The 17,543-nt window shown below is 58.7% G+C and carries 16 protein-coding genes and 3 pseudogenes; 11 read left to right on the forward strand and 8 right to left on the reverse strand.

Features of this window, described 5'->3' with window-relative positions; translation table 11 throughout:
• Positions 1-14 precede the first annotated feature (14 nt).
• The 3 genes from RHM58_RS20130 to RHM58_RS20140 are packed head-to-tail and all read right to left on the reverse strand — an operon-like array spanning position 15 to position 2,716.
• Positions 15-785: an ABC transporter substrate-binding protein gene (locus RHM58_RS20130; RefSeq protein WP_201187254.1), complete on the reverse strand. Its 771-nt coding sequence runs from the start codon at positions 783-785 to the stop codon at positions 15-17.
• A gap of 60 nt (positions 786-845) precedes the next feature.
• Complete coding sequence (locus tag RHM58_RS20135) at positions 846-1,700, reverse strand: PfkB family carbohydrate kinase (RefSeq protein WP_322267953.1); 855 nt, start codon at positions 1,698-1,700, stop codon at positions 846-848.
• Positions 1,701-1,702: 2 nt separating this feature from the next.
• Complete coding sequence (locus RHM58_RS20140) at positions 1,703-2,716, reverse strand: SIS domain-containing protein (RefSeq protein WP_322267954.1); 1,014 nt, start codon at positions 2,714-2,716, stop codon at positions 1,703-1,705.
• A 249-nt stretch (positions 2,717-2,965) separates the two neighbouring features.
• Here RHM58_RS20140 and RHM58_RS20145 point away from each other — a divergent pair, with 249 nt between their 5' ends.
• Positions 2,966-3,751, forward strand: coding sequence for a GntR family transcriptional regulator (locus RHM58_RS20145; protein WP_322267955.1), 786 nt, complete (start codon positions 2,966-2,968; stop codon positions 3,749-3,751).
• Here RHM58_RS20145 and RHM58_RS20150 read toward each other — a convergent pair.
• A complete protein-coding gene (locus tag RHM58_RS20150; protein ID WP_322267956.1) occupies positions 3,748-4,653 on the reverse strand; it encodes a LysR substrate-binding domain-containing protein in 906 nt (301 codons plus the stop codon). The genes RHM58_RS20145 and RHM58_RS20150 overlap by 4 nt on opposite strands.
• 167 nt (positions 4,654-4,820) lie before the next feature.
• Here RHM58_RS20150 and RHM58_RS20155 point away from each other — a divergent pair, with 167 nt between their 5' ends.
• From RHM58_RS20155 to RHM58_RS20195, 8 genes and pseudogenes are all read left to right on the forward strand, one after another.
• Positions 4,821-5,945, forward strand: a complete 1,125-nt coding sequence (locus RHM58_RS20155; protein WP_322267957.1) for an NAD(P)/FAD-dependent oxidoreductase — start codon at positions 4,821-4,823, stop codon at positions 5,943-5,945.
• Positions 5,935-6,267 carry a (2Fe-2S)-binding protein gene (locus RHM58_RS20160; RefSeq protein WP_322267958.1) on the forward strand — a complete coding sequence of 111 codons (333 nt, stop codon included), beginning with the start codon at positions 5,935-5,937 and terminating at the stop codon, positions 6,265-6,267. The genes RHM58_RS20155 and RHM58_RS20160 overlap by 11 nt, the downstream gene beginning before the upstream one ends.
• Positions 6,260-7,659 (forward strand): annotated as a pseudogene (locus RHM58_RS20170) (FAD-dependent oxidoreductase). Before RHM58_RS20160 ends, RHM58_RS20170 begins: the two are co-directional and overlap by 8 nt.
• Positions 7,656-8,009, forward strand: coding sequence for a RidA family protein (locus RHM58_RS20175; RefSeq protein ID WP_322267960.1), 354 nt, complete (start codon positions 7,656-7,658; stop codon positions 8,007-8,009). The pseudogene RHM58_RS20170 and the gene RHM58_RS20175 overlap by 4 nt, the downstream one beginning before the upstream one ends.
• Before the next feature lie 150 nt (positions 8,010-8,159).
• Positions 8,160-8,941, forward strand: a pseudogene (locus RHM58_RS20180) (ABC transporter substrate-binding protein).
• Between the two features lie 71 nt (positions 8,942-9,012).
• Positions 9,013-9,450 (forward strand): heme-binding protein, encoded by a 438-nt coding sequence (locus RHM58_RS20185; RefSeq protein WP_322267961.1) that lies wholly within the window; start codon positions 9,013-9,015, stop codon positions 9,448-9,450.
• A gap of 395 nt (positions 9,451-9,845) precedes the next feature.
• Positions 9,846-10,562 (forward strand): alpha-hydroxy acid oxidase, encoded by a 717-nt coding sequence (locus tag RHM58_RS20190; protein ID WP_322267962.1) that lies wholly within the window; start codon positions 9,846-9,848, stop codon positions 10,560-10,562.
• Positions 10,532-11,035 (forward strand): alpha-hydroxy acid oxidase, encoded by a 504-nt coding sequence (locus tag RHM58_RS20195; protein ID WP_322267963.1) that lies wholly within the window; start codon positions 10,532-10,534, stop codon positions 11,033-11,035. The genes RHM58_RS20190 and RHM58_RS20195 overlap by 31 nt, the downstream gene beginning before the upstream one ends.
• A 46-nt stretch (positions 11,036-11,081) precedes the next feature.
• On the opposite strand, the pseudogene RHM58_RS20200 reads toward RHM58_RS20195, so the two are convergent.
• The 4 genes and pseudogenes from RHM58_RS20200 to RHM58_RS20215 all read right to left on the reverse strand — a co-directional run.
• A pseudogene (locus tag RHM58_RS20200) lies at positions 11,082-11,298 on the reverse strand (IS66 family transposase); the annotation flags it as partial.
• Between the two features lie 269 nt (positions 11,299-11,567).
• Positions 11,568-12,842, reverse strand: coding sequence for an MFS transporter (locus tag RHM58_RS20205; RefSeq protein WP_322267964.1), 1,275 nt, complete (start codon positions 12,840-12,842; stop codon positions 11,568-11,570).
• Between the two features lie 63 nt (positions 12,843-12,905).
• Entirely contained in the window at positions 12,906-14,060 is a 1,155-nt protein-coding gene (locus RHM58_RS20210) for an acyl-CoA dehydrogenase family protein (RefSeq protein WP_322267965.1), read from the reverse strand.
• 57 nt (positions 14,061-14,117) lie between these two features.
• Positions 14,118-14,984, reverse strand: coding sequence for an IclR family transcriptional regulator (locus RHM58_RS20215; protein ID WP_322267967.1), 867 nt, complete (start codon positions 14,982-14,984; stop codon positions 14,118-14,120).
• A 237-nt stretch (positions 14,985-15,221) separates the two neighbouring features.
• On the opposite strand from RHM58_RS20215, the gene RHM58_RS20220 reads away from it, so the two are divergent.
• Both RHM58_RS20220 and RHM58_RS20225 read left to right on the forward strand, forming a co-directional pair.
• Positions 15,222-16,007 carry an enoyl-CoA hydratase gene (locus tag RHM58_RS20220; protein ID WP_322267968.1) on the forward strand — a complete coding sequence of 262 codons (786 nt, stop codon included), beginning with the start codon at positions 15,222-15,224 and terminating at the stop codon, positions 16,005-16,007.
• Positions 16,008-16,010: 3 nt separating this feature from the next.
• On the forward strand, positions 16,011-17,540 hold the full coding sequence (locus tag RHM58_RS20225; protein WP_322267969.1) for a 3-hydroxyacyl-CoA dehydrogenase: 1,530 nt from the start codon (positions 16,011-16,013) through the stop codon (positions 17,538-17,540).
• Positions 17,541-17,543 lie beyond the last annotated feature (3 nt).

Below are 17,543 nucleotides of genomic sequence, written 5' to 3' on the forward strand. Positions count from 1 at the left end.
TCCGCGATGGTGGTTTATTTAGGCGAGATGTCGAAGTCGAAGTGTTTTTTGGCGATGCGCTCATAGGTGCCGTTTTGGTGGATCCGCTCGAGCGCCTGATTGATGTCGCTGGCCAGCGCGGTATCGCTTTTGCGCAAGCCGATCCCGGTTCCCGGCCCGAAGATTTCAGGGGATTTGACGATCTCACCGGCATAGCCGAAGCCTTTGCCAATCGGCTTCTTGAGCAGGCCTTCGGAGACCGCAATGGCATCGTCGAACGCTGCATCCAGCCGACCGTTGATCAAGTCCGAGTAGGTCAAGTCGCTGCTTTGGTAAGGCACCACCTCCACGCCTTTCAAGCCCCACATCTGCTTGGCATAGACTTCGAACACGCTGCCTTGCTGCACGCCGATGCGCTTGCCGCGTAAGGATTCGGCTGTCGGTTGCAAGGGGCTGCCCTCTGGTGCCACCAGGCGGGCCGGGGTGTCATACAGGGTGTCGGAAAAGGCGATTTCGGTTTTGCGTTCTTCGGTGATCGACAGGGCGGACAGGATGCCGTCGAATTTCTTGCCTTTAAGCGCCGAGACCATCCCGTCGAAGGCGTTTTCTACCCAGACGCAACGACGTTTCAACTCGGTGCACAGGCTTTCCCCCAACTCGATATCGAAACCTGTCAGCGAACCGTCCGGGCGCTTGGACTCAAAGGGTGGGTAGGTGGGGTCGACCCCGAAACGCAGCTCTTCGCTGGCGCCCCAGCTCATCAGCGGGCTGGCCACGAGCATCAAACCGATCAGACATTTTTTCATCGACAGGTATCCACGACAGGTTGGTTGAACAGCCCCGGGATTGGCCCGGGGCAGCACGCATCAGCCTTGAGTGTTCAAGGCTTGTTTCAATTGCTGGGAACGCTCGGCGTCCATGGCTTGACCATGGCCGAAACCACCAGTCCAGCCACACACGCGGGCGGCATAATCGACGCCGTGCAAAAGGCACTCCGCGAGGCTGTGCCGGGCTTGCCATGTCAGCAGAAACGCGGCGACGAAGCCGTCACCAGCGCCCATGCTGTCGACAACCGTGCAGGGCAGGCTGGGCTGTTCATGGATGCCGTGGGCATCGACCGCGAGGGCGCCCAGAGCACCGCGTGTGATGACCACAATCGAGGGGCCCAGCGCCCGCATCGAGTGCGCCAGTTCATAGGCTTCTCCCGAAGACAGGTCGGCCGCCGAGAAAAAGGCAATATCGACATGCTTGATCAGGGCCGGCCAATCGAACTCGACCCAGTTGTCCGAGAAGTCGAAGGACAGGCAGCCGCTGGCATGACGAATCTGCGCCAGCTGGTTTTCGAGACCGCTGTAGAGGCTGCTGTGTGCCAGCGGGAACTTCGTGATGTAGGCCAGATCTTCGGCAGTGAGTCGCAGTTGACGACAGACACCAGAATCGCTGCCGAGAAAGACGCGTTCGCCGTCGATGCTGTCGACACACGCCCAGCCGTTGGCGCCCGGCAGCGTTCGGCAACGGGAAGCATCGACTTCTTCTATTTGCAGGCAGTCGAGCAGGCGCTGGCCATACTGATCGTCACCTACGCAGCCCAGGTAGGCGCTGCGAGTGCCCAGCCGGGAAGCGAATACCGCAACGTTGAGCGCATTCCCGCCTGGGTACTCGATGTTCCGGTCCAGGTACACATCCATCGTGTTGTCGCCGACCGCGATCAGGCTGGCCATGCTCAGTACTCCGTTTTCCACATGTAGCGGCGAGTCGTCAGCGGTTGCTGGTGCCAGACCGCCAGATGGGCAGCGATGCGTTCAGCGGCGATGCCGACGATGTAGGGCGCGACCATCGCGCGGATTTCCGGGTCGATCCCGAGCATCGGGAAGTCCTTGGAGTCATAGACCATGACCCGTTCGGTGTACCGCTGGCAGAAGCTCACGACCCGTTCCATCTGCGCTCGGCTTGGGTCTTCGCCGACCAGCAGAAGCAGCGGAGTGGAGGCATCGATGGCTTCGAACGGGCCATGGAAAAACTCCGCGGCCTCCACCGGCAGGCAATGCAGCCATTGGCTTTCCATCACCACGCAGACGCCGAACACATAGGCGGTGGTGAACATCGGACCCGACGCGAGGAAGTACATGACGCGATCATCTTTATAGAGGCGTGCTTCTTCGGTCGCCCGTTGGTCGTTGTTGATCGCCGCATCAGCCAGCGCTCGCGGCAGCGCCTTGAGTGAGCGGGTGAGCTTGTCCAGCAGGGGCCAGCCTTCGCGTTTGGCCAAAATACCGCCGATCAACGCCTGAAGGATCATGAAGCAGCCGAAGTAAGCCTCGTCCGTACGTCCCAGCAGGAAGCAATGTTGAACGGCTTGGGCCAGCGGCAGCTCGGCGGTTTGTGTCACTCCCACCGTGAGACATGGTTTGCCCTGCAGGAAGCGGGCGGCGGCGATGGTTTCCTGGGTCGTTCCGGATTTGGACGCGAGCACAACCAGGGTGCGCTCATCCAGGCGCGGCGGATCGATGTCCATGAAATCGGCCGGGAAATAACGACGGACTTCCAGTGAATGGCTGTAGCGCTCAAGCCAGTACTGCAAGCCGAGCATGATGCGGTTGGGGGCGCCGCAGCTGACGAAATAGATGCGGTCAATCCGCGTTGCCAACTCTTGGCCAAACTGCTGGGCGTCGTCGACGATTTGAACGGATTGCTGTAAGGAAGTGATGAAGCCTTCCCGGTTGAACTGGATCGCCATGTGGACTCCTGGGTGCCTTGTTAAGGGGGCTCATGTTGCTGTTCATGACCACCATTTAGACCAAAATCTATACCATGAAAAATACCATTACAAGGCTTATTCCCCGTGGTCTAATGAGTCGAATAAGCGGTTTTCAGGAGTTTTCCGAGCCAGGTATTCTTTGTTATCGTTAAACTGGCGGGTTTGCGTCAGCTTTTAATTGTTTACAGTCGCAGCGGATCACCAGAAAAATAATCCAGGATGTAGACCATGAAAGTTACCAGCGCAAAATCCTCCGACGTGGCGTTTCCCGCACCGCAACGCAAGCAGGTTGCCTGGCAGGCCGTCCAGGCGCTGCTTGAAATGTTGGAGCGCCCGGAGTTCGGACCGACTGAGCGAATCCCTGCGGAAAGGGACTTGGCCGAACACCTGGGAATCAGTCGGATGACCTTGCGCAAGGCGCTGCAAACACTGATCGATCGCGGGATCCTCGAGCGCCGCGGCAATCGCGGAACCTTCGTGACCGCTCCGGGTGTCGAGCGACCACTCAATACCGTGGCGCGTAAAGGCATCGCCGAAGTGGTTGAACAGGCCGGCGCCCGGCCCGGCAGCAAATTGCTCTATTTCGAACAAGCCCAGGCCAGCGCCCGCGTCGCCAAACTACTGAAGATTCAGGAAGGCGATGTGTTGCTGGCCATCAGGCGTCTGCGCACCGTGGACCAAAAGCCGTTCTGCATCGAGACCAGCTACATTCCTGCCGCGCGGGTGCCGGAACTGGTCGCGGGGGATCTGATCGAGGGGGCCTCGTTGTATGCCTTGTTGCTGGCGCGGTATCAGATCGAAATAGAAAGTGACGAGGGCACGTTAAGCATTGCCACTATGAATGACCAGGAGGCGCGCCTGCTGGAGGTCGATCCCGGGACGGCTGCGCTGGTGTATCGGGGCGTGATTTTCGACACCCTAGGGCAGCCGGTGGAGTATCTGGTTTCGATCAACCACCCGCAGCGTGTGGTGTTCAAACTGGCAGACAGTCGGGTCAACAGTTTTCGCATCTAAAATCGATAGTCCGCCGGAACCTCCCGAGCGATGAACTGCTGCATGTGTTCGAGAAAGCTGATTTGCAGTTTCGACGCCGGCCCCTGCACCGGCAGCAGCATGCTGAAGTCCATTTCGATCGCCGGTTCGAATGCCCTGAACACAATGCCACTGCCTCGGTATTCGACAGCGCTGATCGCATCAACCAGCGCTACCCCCAAACCTTGTTCGACGAGCGCGCACATTGGCAGCGATAGCTGGGTCTCCAGACGCAGTTCACGCTCGACCCCGTGAGCGGCAAATATCGAGTCGATGTGTTGGCGCGAGCCGATGGATTGTGGATAGGAAATAAACGCTTCGCCTTGCAAGTCTTCAGGCTTGATCGTGGCCTGGTTCTGCAAGCGGTGCCCGGCGGGCAGGGCGCACAGCATCCGGGTCGCCAGCAGTTTTTCGGCGCGCGGGCTCGGGTAGGTGTTGGGCAGTACGATGATGCCGAGGTCGCAACGCTGACCCACCACCAGGTCTACCACCTCGCGCGATGAAAGCACCGCCAGCGAAATTTGCACATGGTCATGCTCGGCCATGAACGCGGCGATGGCTCGCGGCAGGAACGACAGGCCCATGGCCGGCGCACAGGCAATGTGCAGCGAACCGCGTTTCAGGCTGAGGATGTCCTGCGCGGTTCGGGCAATACGGTCGACGCCAATCAGTGAGCGTTGCACTTCCTGATACAGCGTCATGGCCTCGGGTGTGGGCTGAAGTCGACCTTTGATCCGGTCGAACAAGCTGAAACCGATGTCTTCCTCGAGGCTGGCAATCAGTCGCGTTGCTGCAGGTTGCGAGATGTGCAGCATCTCGGCGGCGCGGGTCACCGTCTGGCCCAGAATCACGGCGCGAAAGGCTTCCAGCTGACGAAGGTTCATGGCGTTATCCTTTGAAGAAAACCATAACTAAAAGACATGGGATTGACAAAATAAAGCATTTTTCAAGCTGCTGTCAGCTCTCTAGGATCTTCTCCATCAAGATTATTCGGGCGTAGTGCCTGCGCTGTAGGTGATTCCTCAGCGTTGAGAGAGCGATCGCGGGACTTATGCAAAAAACTGATGTAATTATCGTCGGCGGTGGTTTGGTGGGGCTGTCCATTGCTTATGGGCTGGCCATGCTCGGTCGCCAGGTCAGCGTCCTGGATGAGGGGGACGACGCCTTTCGGGCTGCGCGCGGCAACTTCGGCCTGTTGTGGGTTCAGGGCAAGGGTTATGGAATGAGCCCCTATGTGCAATGGACTCGCGAGTCGGTGGCGCTGTGGCCGCGGTTCGCCGCCTCGTTGCAGGCCGACACCGGCATCGACATCCATCTGCGTCAGCCGGGCGGGTACCAGCTGTGTCTGAGTGAAGATGAGATGGCCGAAGAAAGCCGCCGACTGTTTTGGCTGCGCGAAGCCATGGACGGTGATTATCCGTTCGAACTGCTGGATTCGGCACAACTGCGGGACCGCTTGCCTGGCGTGGGGCCGACGGTAGTGGGTGGCTGCTACTCGCCCATGGATGGTCACGTCAATCCTCTGAAATTGTTGCAGGCCCTGTACGCGGCCTGCCAGATACGCGGGGTCAAGATCATCAATGGCCACCGGGTGAGCGCCGTCGGCCAGCGAGGTTCGGGCTTTGAACTGAGCGCCGGTGAACATTGCTGGCACGCCGAGCGGGTCGTGTTGGCTGCCGGACTCGGCAATCGTGCGCTAGGCGCAGCGTTGGGGCTGGATGTGCCAGTGAAGCCCAACCGCGGGCAGATCCTGGTCACCGAGCGCCTTAAACCCTTTCTGCATTACCCCACCACCTACGTGCGTCAGACCGACGAAGGTACGGTGCAGTTGGGCGACTCCCATGAGTCTGTAGGTTTGGACGACGGTACTGGCAGCGAAGTGATGGCGACCATTGCGCGTCGTGCCGTGCAATGTTTTCCGCAGCTGGCAAACGTGCGTCTGGTTCGGGCGTGGGGCGCATTGCGGGTGATGAGTGACGATGGCTTCCCGGTCTACGAAGCCGCGCCGAGCTGCCCGGGTGCATTTGTAGTGAGTTGCCACAGCGGCGTGACGCTGGCGGCAATCCACGCCTTGCGCCTGGCGCCATGGATTGGCGGCGAGTTCGATGATCCGGCTGTAGCGGCTTTCAGTCTGCAGCGATTCAGTCTCAAACATGAGGTGCGTCATGCCGGCTGATAGCTTGTTTCGGGCCTTGGCGCCTGCGCAAAACACCGTGCAAATCGAGTTTGAAGACGCGCCATTAAAGGTGCCTGCCGGGGTTTCGCTGGCTGCCGCGTTGTTGGTCAGCGGCGTCACTCATACCCGCGAAAGTGCTGTCAGCGGAAGGCTTGGCGCGCCCTATTGCATGATGGGTGTGTGCTTCGAGTGTCTCGTCGAGGTGGACGGGCAAGCCAATTGTCAGGCGTGTCTGCTGCCGGTTCGAGCGGGTATGAGTGTTTTCAGGCAACGCGGTGCTCGCGATCTCCCGGCCGGTGACGAGGAGGGCGCTGATGAATGATCAAATGATTGACCTGGTTGTGATCGGTGCCGGCCCGGCGGGCATGAGCGCGGCGCTTGAGGCCACACGACACGGGCTCACCGTGGTTGTGCTGGATGAACAGGGCAGCCCCGGGGGCAAATTTATCGCAACGTCCTGCAGGCCGATCCGCGTAGTCGTGTCGTATTGGGCGATGACTATGAGGCGGGCGCGGAGCTCACCGCGCAGTTCCTCCAGTGCGGTGCCCGTTACCTGGCCAACGCGGCTATCTGGCAAGTGACGCCGCAGCGTCAGGTGCATTACCTGATTGATGGCCGTGCCGAAATCTTGCAGGGGCGTCATGTCTTGATCGCCACTGGTGCGTTCGAGCGGCCGATGCCTGTCCCTGGCTGGACCCTGCCCGGCGTCATGACCGCCGGCGCCGGGCAGATCTTGCTTAAAAGCGCCGCGCTGGTGCCGGATGGACCCGTGGTGTTGGCCGGTTGCGGGCCATTGTTGTATCTGCTGGCCGTGCAATATCTGCGTGCCGGCATTGCCATCGAAGCGCTGGTGGACACCAGTGGAAAAGGCGACCTGTTGCGTGCCTGGCACAAAGTCCCCGGTGCATTACGCGGTTGGCGCGACTTGCTCAAGGGCCTGCATTTGCTGGTCGACTTGAGGCGCGCCGGGGTCCGGCATTTTCGTGATGCCCGGGACCTACATATCGAAGGCACGACACAGGTCAGTGCCCTGAGTTTCGGCAGTAAAGGGCGTCGCTGGACCATTCCCGCCTCGCTGATTTTGCTGCACCAAGGCGTGGTGCCCAACACCCAGATCAGTTGGTCGTTACGCGTCGAACACGACTGGTGCGAACAACAACTGTGCTGGGCCGCACGCCGCGACAGTTGGGGTGAAACCAGCCTGCCAGGAATATTTATCGCCGGTGACGGTGGTGCAATTGGCGGCGCTCAGGTTGCGCTGCTCGAAGGCCGTTTGGCCGGGCTGGCGATTGCCGCAAGGTCGGGAAAAGTCGATCCGCAGCCGTTGCAACAACTTGCCGCCCCTTATCGAAAGGTCCTGCGTCGCCAACGAGCTGCGCGGCCACTGATCAATGCGTTGTATCGCCCGCAACAGCAAAACCGCATACCCGCCGACGAGGTGATTGTCTGTCGCTGTGAAGAAGTCAGCGCCGGTGCGATTCGCCACTACGTTGAGCTCGGTTGTCTGGGCCCCAATCAGACCAAGGCGTTCGGTCGCTGCGGCATGGGGCCTTGCCAGGGGCGGCTGTGCGGTTTGAGCGTCACTGAAATCATTGCCGAGCAGCGCAAGGTCCCCGCCGTAGAGGTCGGGTATTACCGCATTCGCTCGCCACTCAAACCCATCACCCTTGCCCAATTGTCCACCGAGACACCTCTTACCCAGGAGCATCTATGAGCCTTATCCAACGCATCGAAAGCAATCCACGCCTGAGTCGCAGTGTCGTACACAACGGCGTGGCCTGGCTCAGTGGCATCGTCGCCGCCGATTGCAGCCAGGACATCCGTGGTCAGACGCGCCAGGTTCTGCAACGGGTCGACGAGTTGCTGAAGGTCTCGGGCAGCGACAAGAGCCGTCTGCTCAGCGTGCAGATCTGGATGAAAGACATGGGCGCTGATTTTACCGGCATGAATGAAACTTGGAGTACCTGGGTCGATGCCGGGCAAACGCCGGCACGGGCCACCGCTCAAGTGATGTTCGATGACCCGCAGATCCTGTTGGAGTTGATTGTCACCGCCGCAGTCTGAAACCACCCTGTTTTAACCGCTGCGTTACGTAGCGGTGAGGCAGGCGGCCGACAGAGCCGTCACCTCTGCTTGTTCACATTGCCGCTGCCATAACGGACGTCTTCTTTTGCGGAGCGCCCGACATAAACAACATCGCATTTGGAGCTTTGAATGAACGTAAAAAGCGTTGTCTTGAAAGTCAGTCTTGTCTCGCTGCTGGCGTTTGGTGCCAGCCTGCACGCGGCTGAGCAACCTCTGCGGCTGGGCATCGAAGCGGCTTACCCGCCGTTCGCTTCGAAAACCCCGGACAATACCATCGTGGGTTTTGACTACGACATCGGGCAGGCGCTGTGCGCCGAGATGAAAGTCCAATGCCAGTGGCAAGAGCAGGAGTTCGACGGGCTGATTCCAGCGCTCAAGGTGAAAAAGTCGATGCGATCATTTCTTCAATGTCCATGACGCCCGAGCGGATGAAATCAGTCGATTTTAGTAACCGTTACTACCGTATCCCGGCACGCTTGGTGTTCAAGAAAGGCGCCGGCGTCACCGATATTCCCGCCCAGCTCAAAGGCAAGCGAATCGGCGTGTAACGGGCGACCAACTTCGATCGTTACGTGACCGAGAATTTTGCTCCGGCTGGCGCTGAAGTGATTCGCTACGGCTCGCAAAATGAAGTGTTCCTTGACCTGCTGGGTGGTCGCCTGGACGCAACCATGGCCAGTTCGGTGGTCATCGATGAAAGCCTGTTGAAGCGCCCGGAAGGGCTAGACTATGAATTTGTCGGCCCGGCTTTTACCGAAGAAAAATTCTTCGGTACCGGTATCGGTATTGCGGTGCGCAAGGGCGATCCGCTGGCAGGTCGTTTCAATCAGGCCTTGGCGACAATTCGTGCCAATGGCACCTACGAAAAAATTCGCCAGAAGTATTTCGACTTCGATATCTACGGCGAGTAATGCGCGTTCGTTCGTTCTTTCGGCACGCATGCTTGAGCATGCGGCCGTTCTCTTCGTTTATTGGAGTAGAGATGCAAACCAAGGCGTTGCTGAGCGAGCAAAACGTTTCGCAAATGCTGTCGGCGGCAAAAGCCCTCGCCCAAAGCCGCAACTGGCCCGTGGCGATTTGCGTCGTCGATGACGGAGGCCATCCGCTGGGGCTGTTACGTCTGGATCATACGGCGCCGATTTCGGGTTACATCGCCATGGAGAAAGCGCGTACAGCGGCGCTTGGTCGTCGCGATAGCAAGGCTTATGAAGACATGATCAATGGCGGGCGTCAGGCCTTTCTAAGTGCCCCCAACCTGCACGGCATGCTCGAAGGAGGTGTGGCCATTTGGTACGAAGGCCACTGCATCGGCGCAATCGGCGTGTCTGGCGTCAAGGCTGAGCAGGATGCCGAACTGGCCCGGTTGGCGGTTGACGCCATGTATAGTGCTGCAGTCACCAGCACAGGACTTCACCTATGAGGTGCTGATCCGCAACCTTGACCTGGCTCAAGCGCATCGCCAGCCGTTGGTGGCTGAATATGAATACAGTATTCAGTCAGCCTTTGAGGGAAGCAATTGATAAGCGACCCAGGCACTCAGGCGACACCATCGGTATCGGTTCAGTTTCCGTTAGGGCTGACTGCGCGATTGGGTAGGGCGGTGCCCAGGACGCAAGCCTGTTGGTAGTCAGTGCAGGTGGGGCCGCGGTGCTTGCGCCCGAGCTGAGCGATGCGCTCTACGTGTGGAAATCTCGCTGCGGGAGCGGTAGGCAAGCTGCTGTCAGCACTCAACGCATAAACATATGCATTATGAGTCTTTAGCGAATTTCGGGTGCAGTCCTATAGTCGCGCCTTTTGTAGACCGTGCCTGTACCAATGTCCAAATTACTTTCCCACCATCTCTCACTCGCCGACTTCGAAATCAGCGCTCGCAAGCTTCTGCCCAAACCGCTCTACGCCTACGTACAGGGCGGTGTCGAGGACAACCTGACGCTCTATGCCAATCGCCAAGCGTTCGACGACTATTTCCTGAAACCCAATGTTTTGGTGGATGTTTCCACCCGAGATATTTCCGTCGACCTGTTTGGCCATCGCTACAGCGCGCCGGTAGGCATTGCGCCTATGGGGATTGCCGCGCTGACCGGTTATCGGGGCGATCTGTCCCTGGCGCAGGCTGCAGCGGCGGCTAATGTGCCGTTCGTGATGAGTGGCTCCTCGCTGATACGCCAGGAAGAGGTGGTCGATGCCGCACCCAATATCTGGTTTCAGGCCTACCTGCCCGGCGATACAGTACAAATCGCGCCGCTGATCGAGCGCGTGCGCAAGGCCGGTGTCAAAACCTTGGTCATCACGGTCGACACGCCGGTGAAGGCGAATAGGGAAAATAATGTACGGGCAGGGTTCTCCACGCCTCTTCGACCAAGCGTTGCGCTGGCTTACCAAGGGGTGACGCATCCGCGCTGGTTGTTTGGAACCTTCCTGCGCACGCTTGTGAAGTATGGAATGCCTTACTTCGAGAACAACTGCGCGACCCGGGGGCACCGGCCTTGTCTGCAAGCGTTGTGCGCGACTTCACCGACCGCGGCCATCTGAACTGGGAGCACGTGCGCCAGATCCGTCAGCAGTGGCCCGGCGCGATGGTGATTAAGGGAGTATTGCAGGCGGCCGATGCCGCGCGCTGCAAGCAGATCGGCATCGATGGCATCGTGGTTTCGAACCATGGTGGTCGGCAGATCGATGGCAGCGTGCCACCGCTCTATGTGTTGCCTGAAATAGTCGAGGCCAGCGGCGCCATGCTGGTGATGGCCGACAGCGGTATTCGTCGAGGTACCGATGTGATCAAGGCAATCGCGTTCGGCGCCAAGGCGACGTTCATCGGGCGGCCATTCAACTACGCCAGCGCCGTCGCCGGACAGGCCGGGGTGGCCCACGCAATCGATCTGATCGTGGCTGAGGTACGCCGCGATGTGGGGATGCTGGGCCTTACTGGCCTTACCGGTATCAACCAAGATCTGCTCGTCCGGCGCCAGGTTTTGGCCCATTGGCGTGAGCGAGATATCAATTAGCTTGCGTAAAACTTTAGTATGCACCCGGGCATCAGGCCTTGCGAAACTAAGCCGGTTGCCGCTTATGTGGCAGCAGCTCCGCGATATAACTCGCCCGTTGCGTCGGCAGGCACATAGGCATAAGGATCATGTCCATTCAGCAGCGCAGACTGGATCAGGCTCGTGATCGCTGCTGCCCCTCTGCCGCTGCGCAGTGAACCAGCAAAGAGCCATTTCTCACGCCCCGATGCCTACGGTCGTATTTGGTTTGTGCCCCAATTATTTGTTGGTGCCAACGCCGGATTGACCTAGTTGCCGAGATTTCACTGACCCAGCCTGATTGCTCGTGAACTATTGCCTGTTCTAGATTAGAGCCAATTTTAAGGTGGGTTACTCTTTCATCGGCACGTTGGTCAATTCGGAGTTGGCATTAACAATGACGGTTCAAACAGATTTGAACAAAAAGTTGACGTCTCTTGAGCATGTTCAATAGCAGCGGTCAGTCGGATAAGGAGCTCCGACAGACTGCTACTGAATTGTTGAGTTACCGGTTCTATTGCTTTTGCGGATCGAATTGTTTGTCCCTGATAAACAGTACTGGAATCACGCCACAGATGAAGTAGGCCGCGCCCATGACCAGAAAACCCACACCGATCGAGCCGTGAGAGGCAAGGAACCCGATAGCAGCCGGAGCAACCGCTGCACCCAGACGCCCGATATTGTAAGCACCGCCTACGGCGGATCCGCGAAATTTAGCCTCGAAGCTTTCGGTCATGTACGTGGCGTTTACACCGTAAGGGATGCCGTACAAAAAGCCGAACACCACCAGCATCCAGAGTATGTTTTCCTGGCTTTGGAACAGCACGATCACTGGCAGGAATACCGCGGTCCCCAAGGCGCCAAGGGCGAAAACGGTACGACGCCCGATACGATCAGCCGCCAGACCAGCAAGAATTTTTCCGAGGATCATGGCGGTGTAGGTGCCGACCATGTAGCCGGTCATGGATTTGAGATTCATGCCTAACTCGCTTTCCAGGTACGTTGGCATCCAATTGTTCACACCGTAGTAACCGAACTGTAGAAAGCCGGCAGTCAGAGCCCAGAAGATAAACATCCGGCTAGCTTGCGGATCACTGAAGATCAGCTTGTACATGCTCTCGCGCTTTTCAGAGGATGGATTCTGAATGCCCGCGAATTTTTTCCTGGCGCGCTCGGCTTGAGCGTTGATCCATGCTTGCGGTTCTGGCACGAAGCGTCGCATGAGCACCGCGAGGATCACCGGGATGATGGCAATGTAGAAAAGCCAACGCCAGCCATGGCTCGGTAATATCCAGCCGGCCAGCAGCGTCGCCACGATGTATCCCACTGACCAGCCTGCTTGCAGTGTGCCGAGTACCGTAGTTCGGTAGCGGGTGGGTACGTATTCGGACATCAACGTATTGCAAGCCACGTACAGTGCGCCTATCCCGAGTGATGCCACGAATCGGGTGATCGCGAACTGCCAATAGCTATGCGTCATGCCTAGCACAGCGGTGCCGACGGAAAACAGTACGATACTCCAGACAACGGTTTTCACCCGACCGAAACGATCACAGGCCCAGCCACCGTAGATACCACCAATGGCCATCCCGGCCAGGGTGAAGCTACCCAGACTGCCGGCTTCTACGTTGCTCAGGCCGAACTCGGCCTTCAGGCTGCTGAGGCTGTAGGAAAGCAGCATCAGATCGGCACCGTCGATCAATAATCCAAGAAAGCAGAAGATGAAAACCAGCACCCAGGTACTGGTTTTGGCGTGCGTAGTCACACTCGCCTGAGCTGTAGCGTCCATGGTGTTACCTTTTTTGTATTTATTGGGGAGGGCACTTGAACCGGAAATTGAAAGCCCGTGGCCTCAGCTTTGAGCGTCGCGGATCATGTTTCGGGCGATGACTATCTGCTGGATCTGGGTAGTGCCTTCGTAAATGCGGAACAGGCGAACATCCCGATAGAAGCGCTCGATGGCGTATTCGCTCACATAACCGGCACCACCATGAACCTGCACGCAGCGGTCGGCGACCCGTCCGCACATTTCAGTGGAGAACATCTTGGCGCAGGAAGCTTCAGTGCTGACGCTACGTCCGTCGTCACGCTTGCGTGCGGCATCCAGCACCATGCAGCGACTCGCATAGATTTCAGCCTTGCTGTCGGCGAGCATGGCCTGGATCAGTTGAAACTCAGCGATCGGTTTGCCGAACTGTTTGCGCTCCATTGCGTAGCGCAAGGCATCGTCGAGCATCCGCTCAGCGGCGCCGACACTCAAAGCCGCAATATGCAGGCGACCCTTGTCGAGTACTTTCATCGCGGTCTTGAAGCCTACACCTTCGACACCGCCGATCAGTTGACTGGCCGGGACCCGCGCATTCTCGAATATGACGTCGCAGGTGTGAGCACCCTTGTGGCCCATTTTGTGGTCGGGTTTGCCCAGTGAAACACCGGGTGTGCCGCGCTCGACAATAAACGCACTGATGCCGGCGGCGCCTTTGATCTCGGGATTGGTTCGCGCCATCACCGTATAGATCCCGGCGTGCGGGGCATTGGTGATGAAGCGCTTGGTGCCATTGAGAATGTAGCTGTCGCCGTCGCGCACGGCGTGGGTTTTGAGCGAGGCGGCGTCTGAGCCAGCGTCTGGCTCAGTCAGGCAGAAAGAACTGAGCAGCTCGCCACTGGCCAGTTTTGGCAGGTAGTGATGCTTCTGCTCGTCAGTACCGTCCAGGAGGATACCGATGGAGCCGATCCCGTTGTTGGTACCGATGTAGGAGCGAAACGCCGGTGAAGTGCGGCCCAACTCGAAGGCAATGTTCACCTCTTCCTCCATCGTGATGCCCAAGCCACCAAACTCTTCCGGGAGCGTCAGGCCAAACAAGCCCATTTCCCGCATCTGTTCGACGATGTCTTGGGGGATCGCGTCGGTGTCGGCCACTTCGTTTTCACGGGGAATCAGCACTTCGCTGACGAACTGACGAAGGGAATCCAACAGTATCTGCAGGGTTTCGGTATCACGGATCATGTGCGCTCCTGAGGCTCGCAAGCGAGCCGGTTTTTTGGGCGCCGTTACTCCGTTGCGTCAGCGAGCAGCGGCGCCAATGTTATTGACCATGTTGATCAGGCGAGGCCCGATATCGTCCACGAGCTGTTCACGGGGTAGCTGAAAGCTCGGTCCACCGCAGTTGAAGGTCAGTAACCCGTACTGCGGGTGCAGCAATGGAACTGCAACGGAGTTGACGTCGCGATGCCACTCACCGATCGACAGGCAGAAGCCGTAGTCGGCGAAATCCCTGAACGCTTTGTCCAGTCCCTTGCGGATGGCTGGCCATTGCTCCGATTCGCGCTGGCGAATGTGATCGAGCAGAAACTCCCGCTCGGTTTCCGGCATCGCAGCAAGGCACGCCCGACCTACCGAACTCTGTGCCAGCGGCAAGTAGCTGCCGATCTGCCGGCGCATGGTCATGTTGCCCTGACCCTGAACCACATCCAGGTACACCATCTGAAGTCGATCGCGGGCGGCCATAGCGACGGCCGCCTGAGCGTGATTGGCCAATTCCTCCATCAAGGGATGAGCCACCGTGCGAATCGCCAGATTCGACAACATGGCGTAACCGAAACCCAACACACCTACGTCCAGCTGATACTTGCCTGAATGCACTTCACGTTTGAGGCAGCCCAACCGCATCAGCGTATTGGTCAGACGCGTCACCGTCGGTTTGGGCAGCCCGGTCATTCGCGCCAGGTCCTGATTGCCGAGCACGTTGTCGCGCGGGGTGAAACACCTCATCAGCTCAAGTCCGCGTGCCAACGCCGTTACGAACTGACCACTGCTTTCGTCTTCGCTCAGCGCGCTGGCGGGATCTAGCATGCCCATCTTCAGTAAGCCGATTTCATCCGCTCCTTTCGTCTTGTCCACGGCCTGGTGATCTGCCTTGTTGCGACCCATGGTAGAACCTCGCTTTCGAGAAATGCAAGAAAATAAAATACAGTTTCGCCTGACGAAATTGTATTTTGTGCTTAATCAAAAACCAATCTATTTATTTTTATTGTTTAAGTCACTGTAATTAAAGGACTAAAACAGATTTATTGGTTTGCCTGTTTACAGGAATTTAGAAGCGTATCTATGATTGATCGTAATTACGGTATTAAGTTTCGTATAGCGAAACAAAAATAAGAGGTAGGTATGGACTCCCAACTTAACGCTGTAGTGGATCTGCAAATCCGCGATGATGCCGTCGCTGTCGTACGGATCCAGCGGCCCGAGGTCAAAAACGCACTCAACAGCGCGGTGCGCGAACTGTTGGCAGAAATCTTTCGCTCTCTGGCCGGCAATGAGCAGGTGCGGGCGATCGTCCTCACCGGTGGTGAACAGTGCTTTGTCGCCGGTGCCGACATCCGCGAGTTCGCCGAGGCCAGCCCTATCGAGATGTATCGCCGCCACACGGAGTACTTGTGGGAGGCCATCGCTCGTTGCCCTAAACCTGTGATTGCAGCGGTGAATGGTTTTGCTTTGGGGGGCGGCTGCGAATTGGCTATGCATTGCGACATCATCGTTGCAGGGCAATCGGCTCGCTTCGGTCAGCCGGAGGTCAAGCTTGGCCTGATGCCAGGAGCCGGTGGCACCCAACGCCTGATTCGCGCCGTCGGCAAATTCCAGGCGATGCGTATCGCACTGACGGGCTGTCTGGTCGCGGCCCCCGAAGCGCTTGCCATGGGCATGGTCAGCGAGGTGGTGAGTGACGAACGCACAGTGCCGCGAGCCCTTGAGCTGGCGGCTGAAATAGCCGCGTTACCGCCGCTGGCTGTCGCGCAGATCAAGGAAGTGATGTTGCTCGGTGCCGACTTGCCCCTGGACAGCGCCTTGGCGTTGGAGCGCAAGGCGTTTCAGTTGCTGTTTGATTCCAGGGACCAGAAAGAGGGCGCCACTGCCTTCCTTGAAAAACGCAAAGCCATCTTCTCGGGAGAGTGATTCATGACACGCGAGATCAACCATGTGGCTGTTGTGGGGGCTGGCATCATGGGCACCGGCATTGCCCAGATTGCAGCCCAAGCCGGTATTCAGGTCCTGCTGTTTGATAACCGCGAAGGTGCCGCCCAGGCCGCTCGCGATAACCTTGAACAGACACTGGACAAGCTGGTGAGCAAGGGCAAGGTCCTCGGAGCAGATGCACAGGCCACGCTCGATCGCCTGCAGGTAGCAACCGCGCTGAATGAGCTCAAGGACGTCGACTTGGTCGTCGAAGCCATTATTGAGCGCCTCGATGCCAAGCAGGCTTTGCTCGCACAGCTTGAAGCGGTCGTTGGTGACGATTGCATTTTGGCAACCAATACCTCGTCACTGTCCGTGACCAGCATCGCCCGGGAATGTCGGCGTCCTGAACGTGTCGCGGGATTCCATTTCTTCAACCCGGTGCCGCTGATGAAAGTGGTGGAGGTCATCGACGGCCTGGCCAGTGATCCGCAGGTGGGTGATCGCTTGCAGGCGTTGGCGGCGCGCATGGGCCATCGTGGTATTCGAGCCAAGGACACGCCAGGTTTCATCATCAACCATGCGGGGCGAGCCTACAGCACCGAAGCCTTGCAAATTCTCAAGGAAGGCGTGACTGAGCCCGCCGAAATCGACCGCATCCTGCGCGAAGGCCTGGGTTTTCGCATGGGGCCGCTGGAGCTGTTCGACCTTACAGCCCTGGATGTCTCGCACCCGGTGATCGAGTCGATCTACAACCAGTTTTACCAGGAGCCTCGATATCGCCCGGCAGCGCTGACTCGGCAGATGCTTGAGGCCGGGTACGTCGGTCGCAAGGTCGGGCGTGGCTTTTACCGGTATGCCAACGGCCAAATGGTTGATGCACCCCAGGCGCAGGCAGTGCCAGTAGTGGAGGCGCTACCGCCGGTGTGGCTGGGTACGGAGAACGAGGCAGATCGTGTCAGCCTGACGGCTTTGCTGGAGCAACTGGGCGTGCAGGCAGAGCAGGGCGCCACGCCGTCCAGCGGAGCACTCTGCTTGCTGGCGCCCTATGGCCTGGATGCCACCAGCGCCGCAGAACGCTTTGCCACCGACCCGACGCGCACGGTCTGCATTGACCCGCTGCTCGACAGCGCTCGCTACCGCACGCTGATGCTGACCCCGGCAACCCGAGTCGACATGCGCAATGCCGCGCATGCATTGCTGGCTCGCGACGGCGTCGGTGTCAGCGTGATCAATGACAGTGTCGGCTTCGTCGCACAACGCGTGCTGGCAATGATCGTCAACCTGGCCGGTGATATCGTCCAACAGCGGATCGCCAGCGTAGAAGACCTGGATGAGGGCGTGCGCCGGGGTCTGGGTTATCCGCAGGGGCCGTTGGCCTGGGGCGACAGTGTCGGCACCAAACGCTTGCTGACCATCCTGGAGCGCATGACCGAATTGACGGGTGATCCGCGTTACCGGCCGGGTCCTTGGCTGCGCCGACGCGCGACCCTCGGCCTGTCGCTGTGCCACACCGAACCGACACTGACCTGACCT

It is taken from the genome of Pseudomonas sp. 10S4 (assembly GCF_034344865.1).
In the GTDB taxonomy this organism is placed as follows: domain Bacteria; phylum Pseudomonadota; class Gammaproteobacteria; order Pseudomonadales; family Pseudomonadaceae; genus Aquipseudomonas.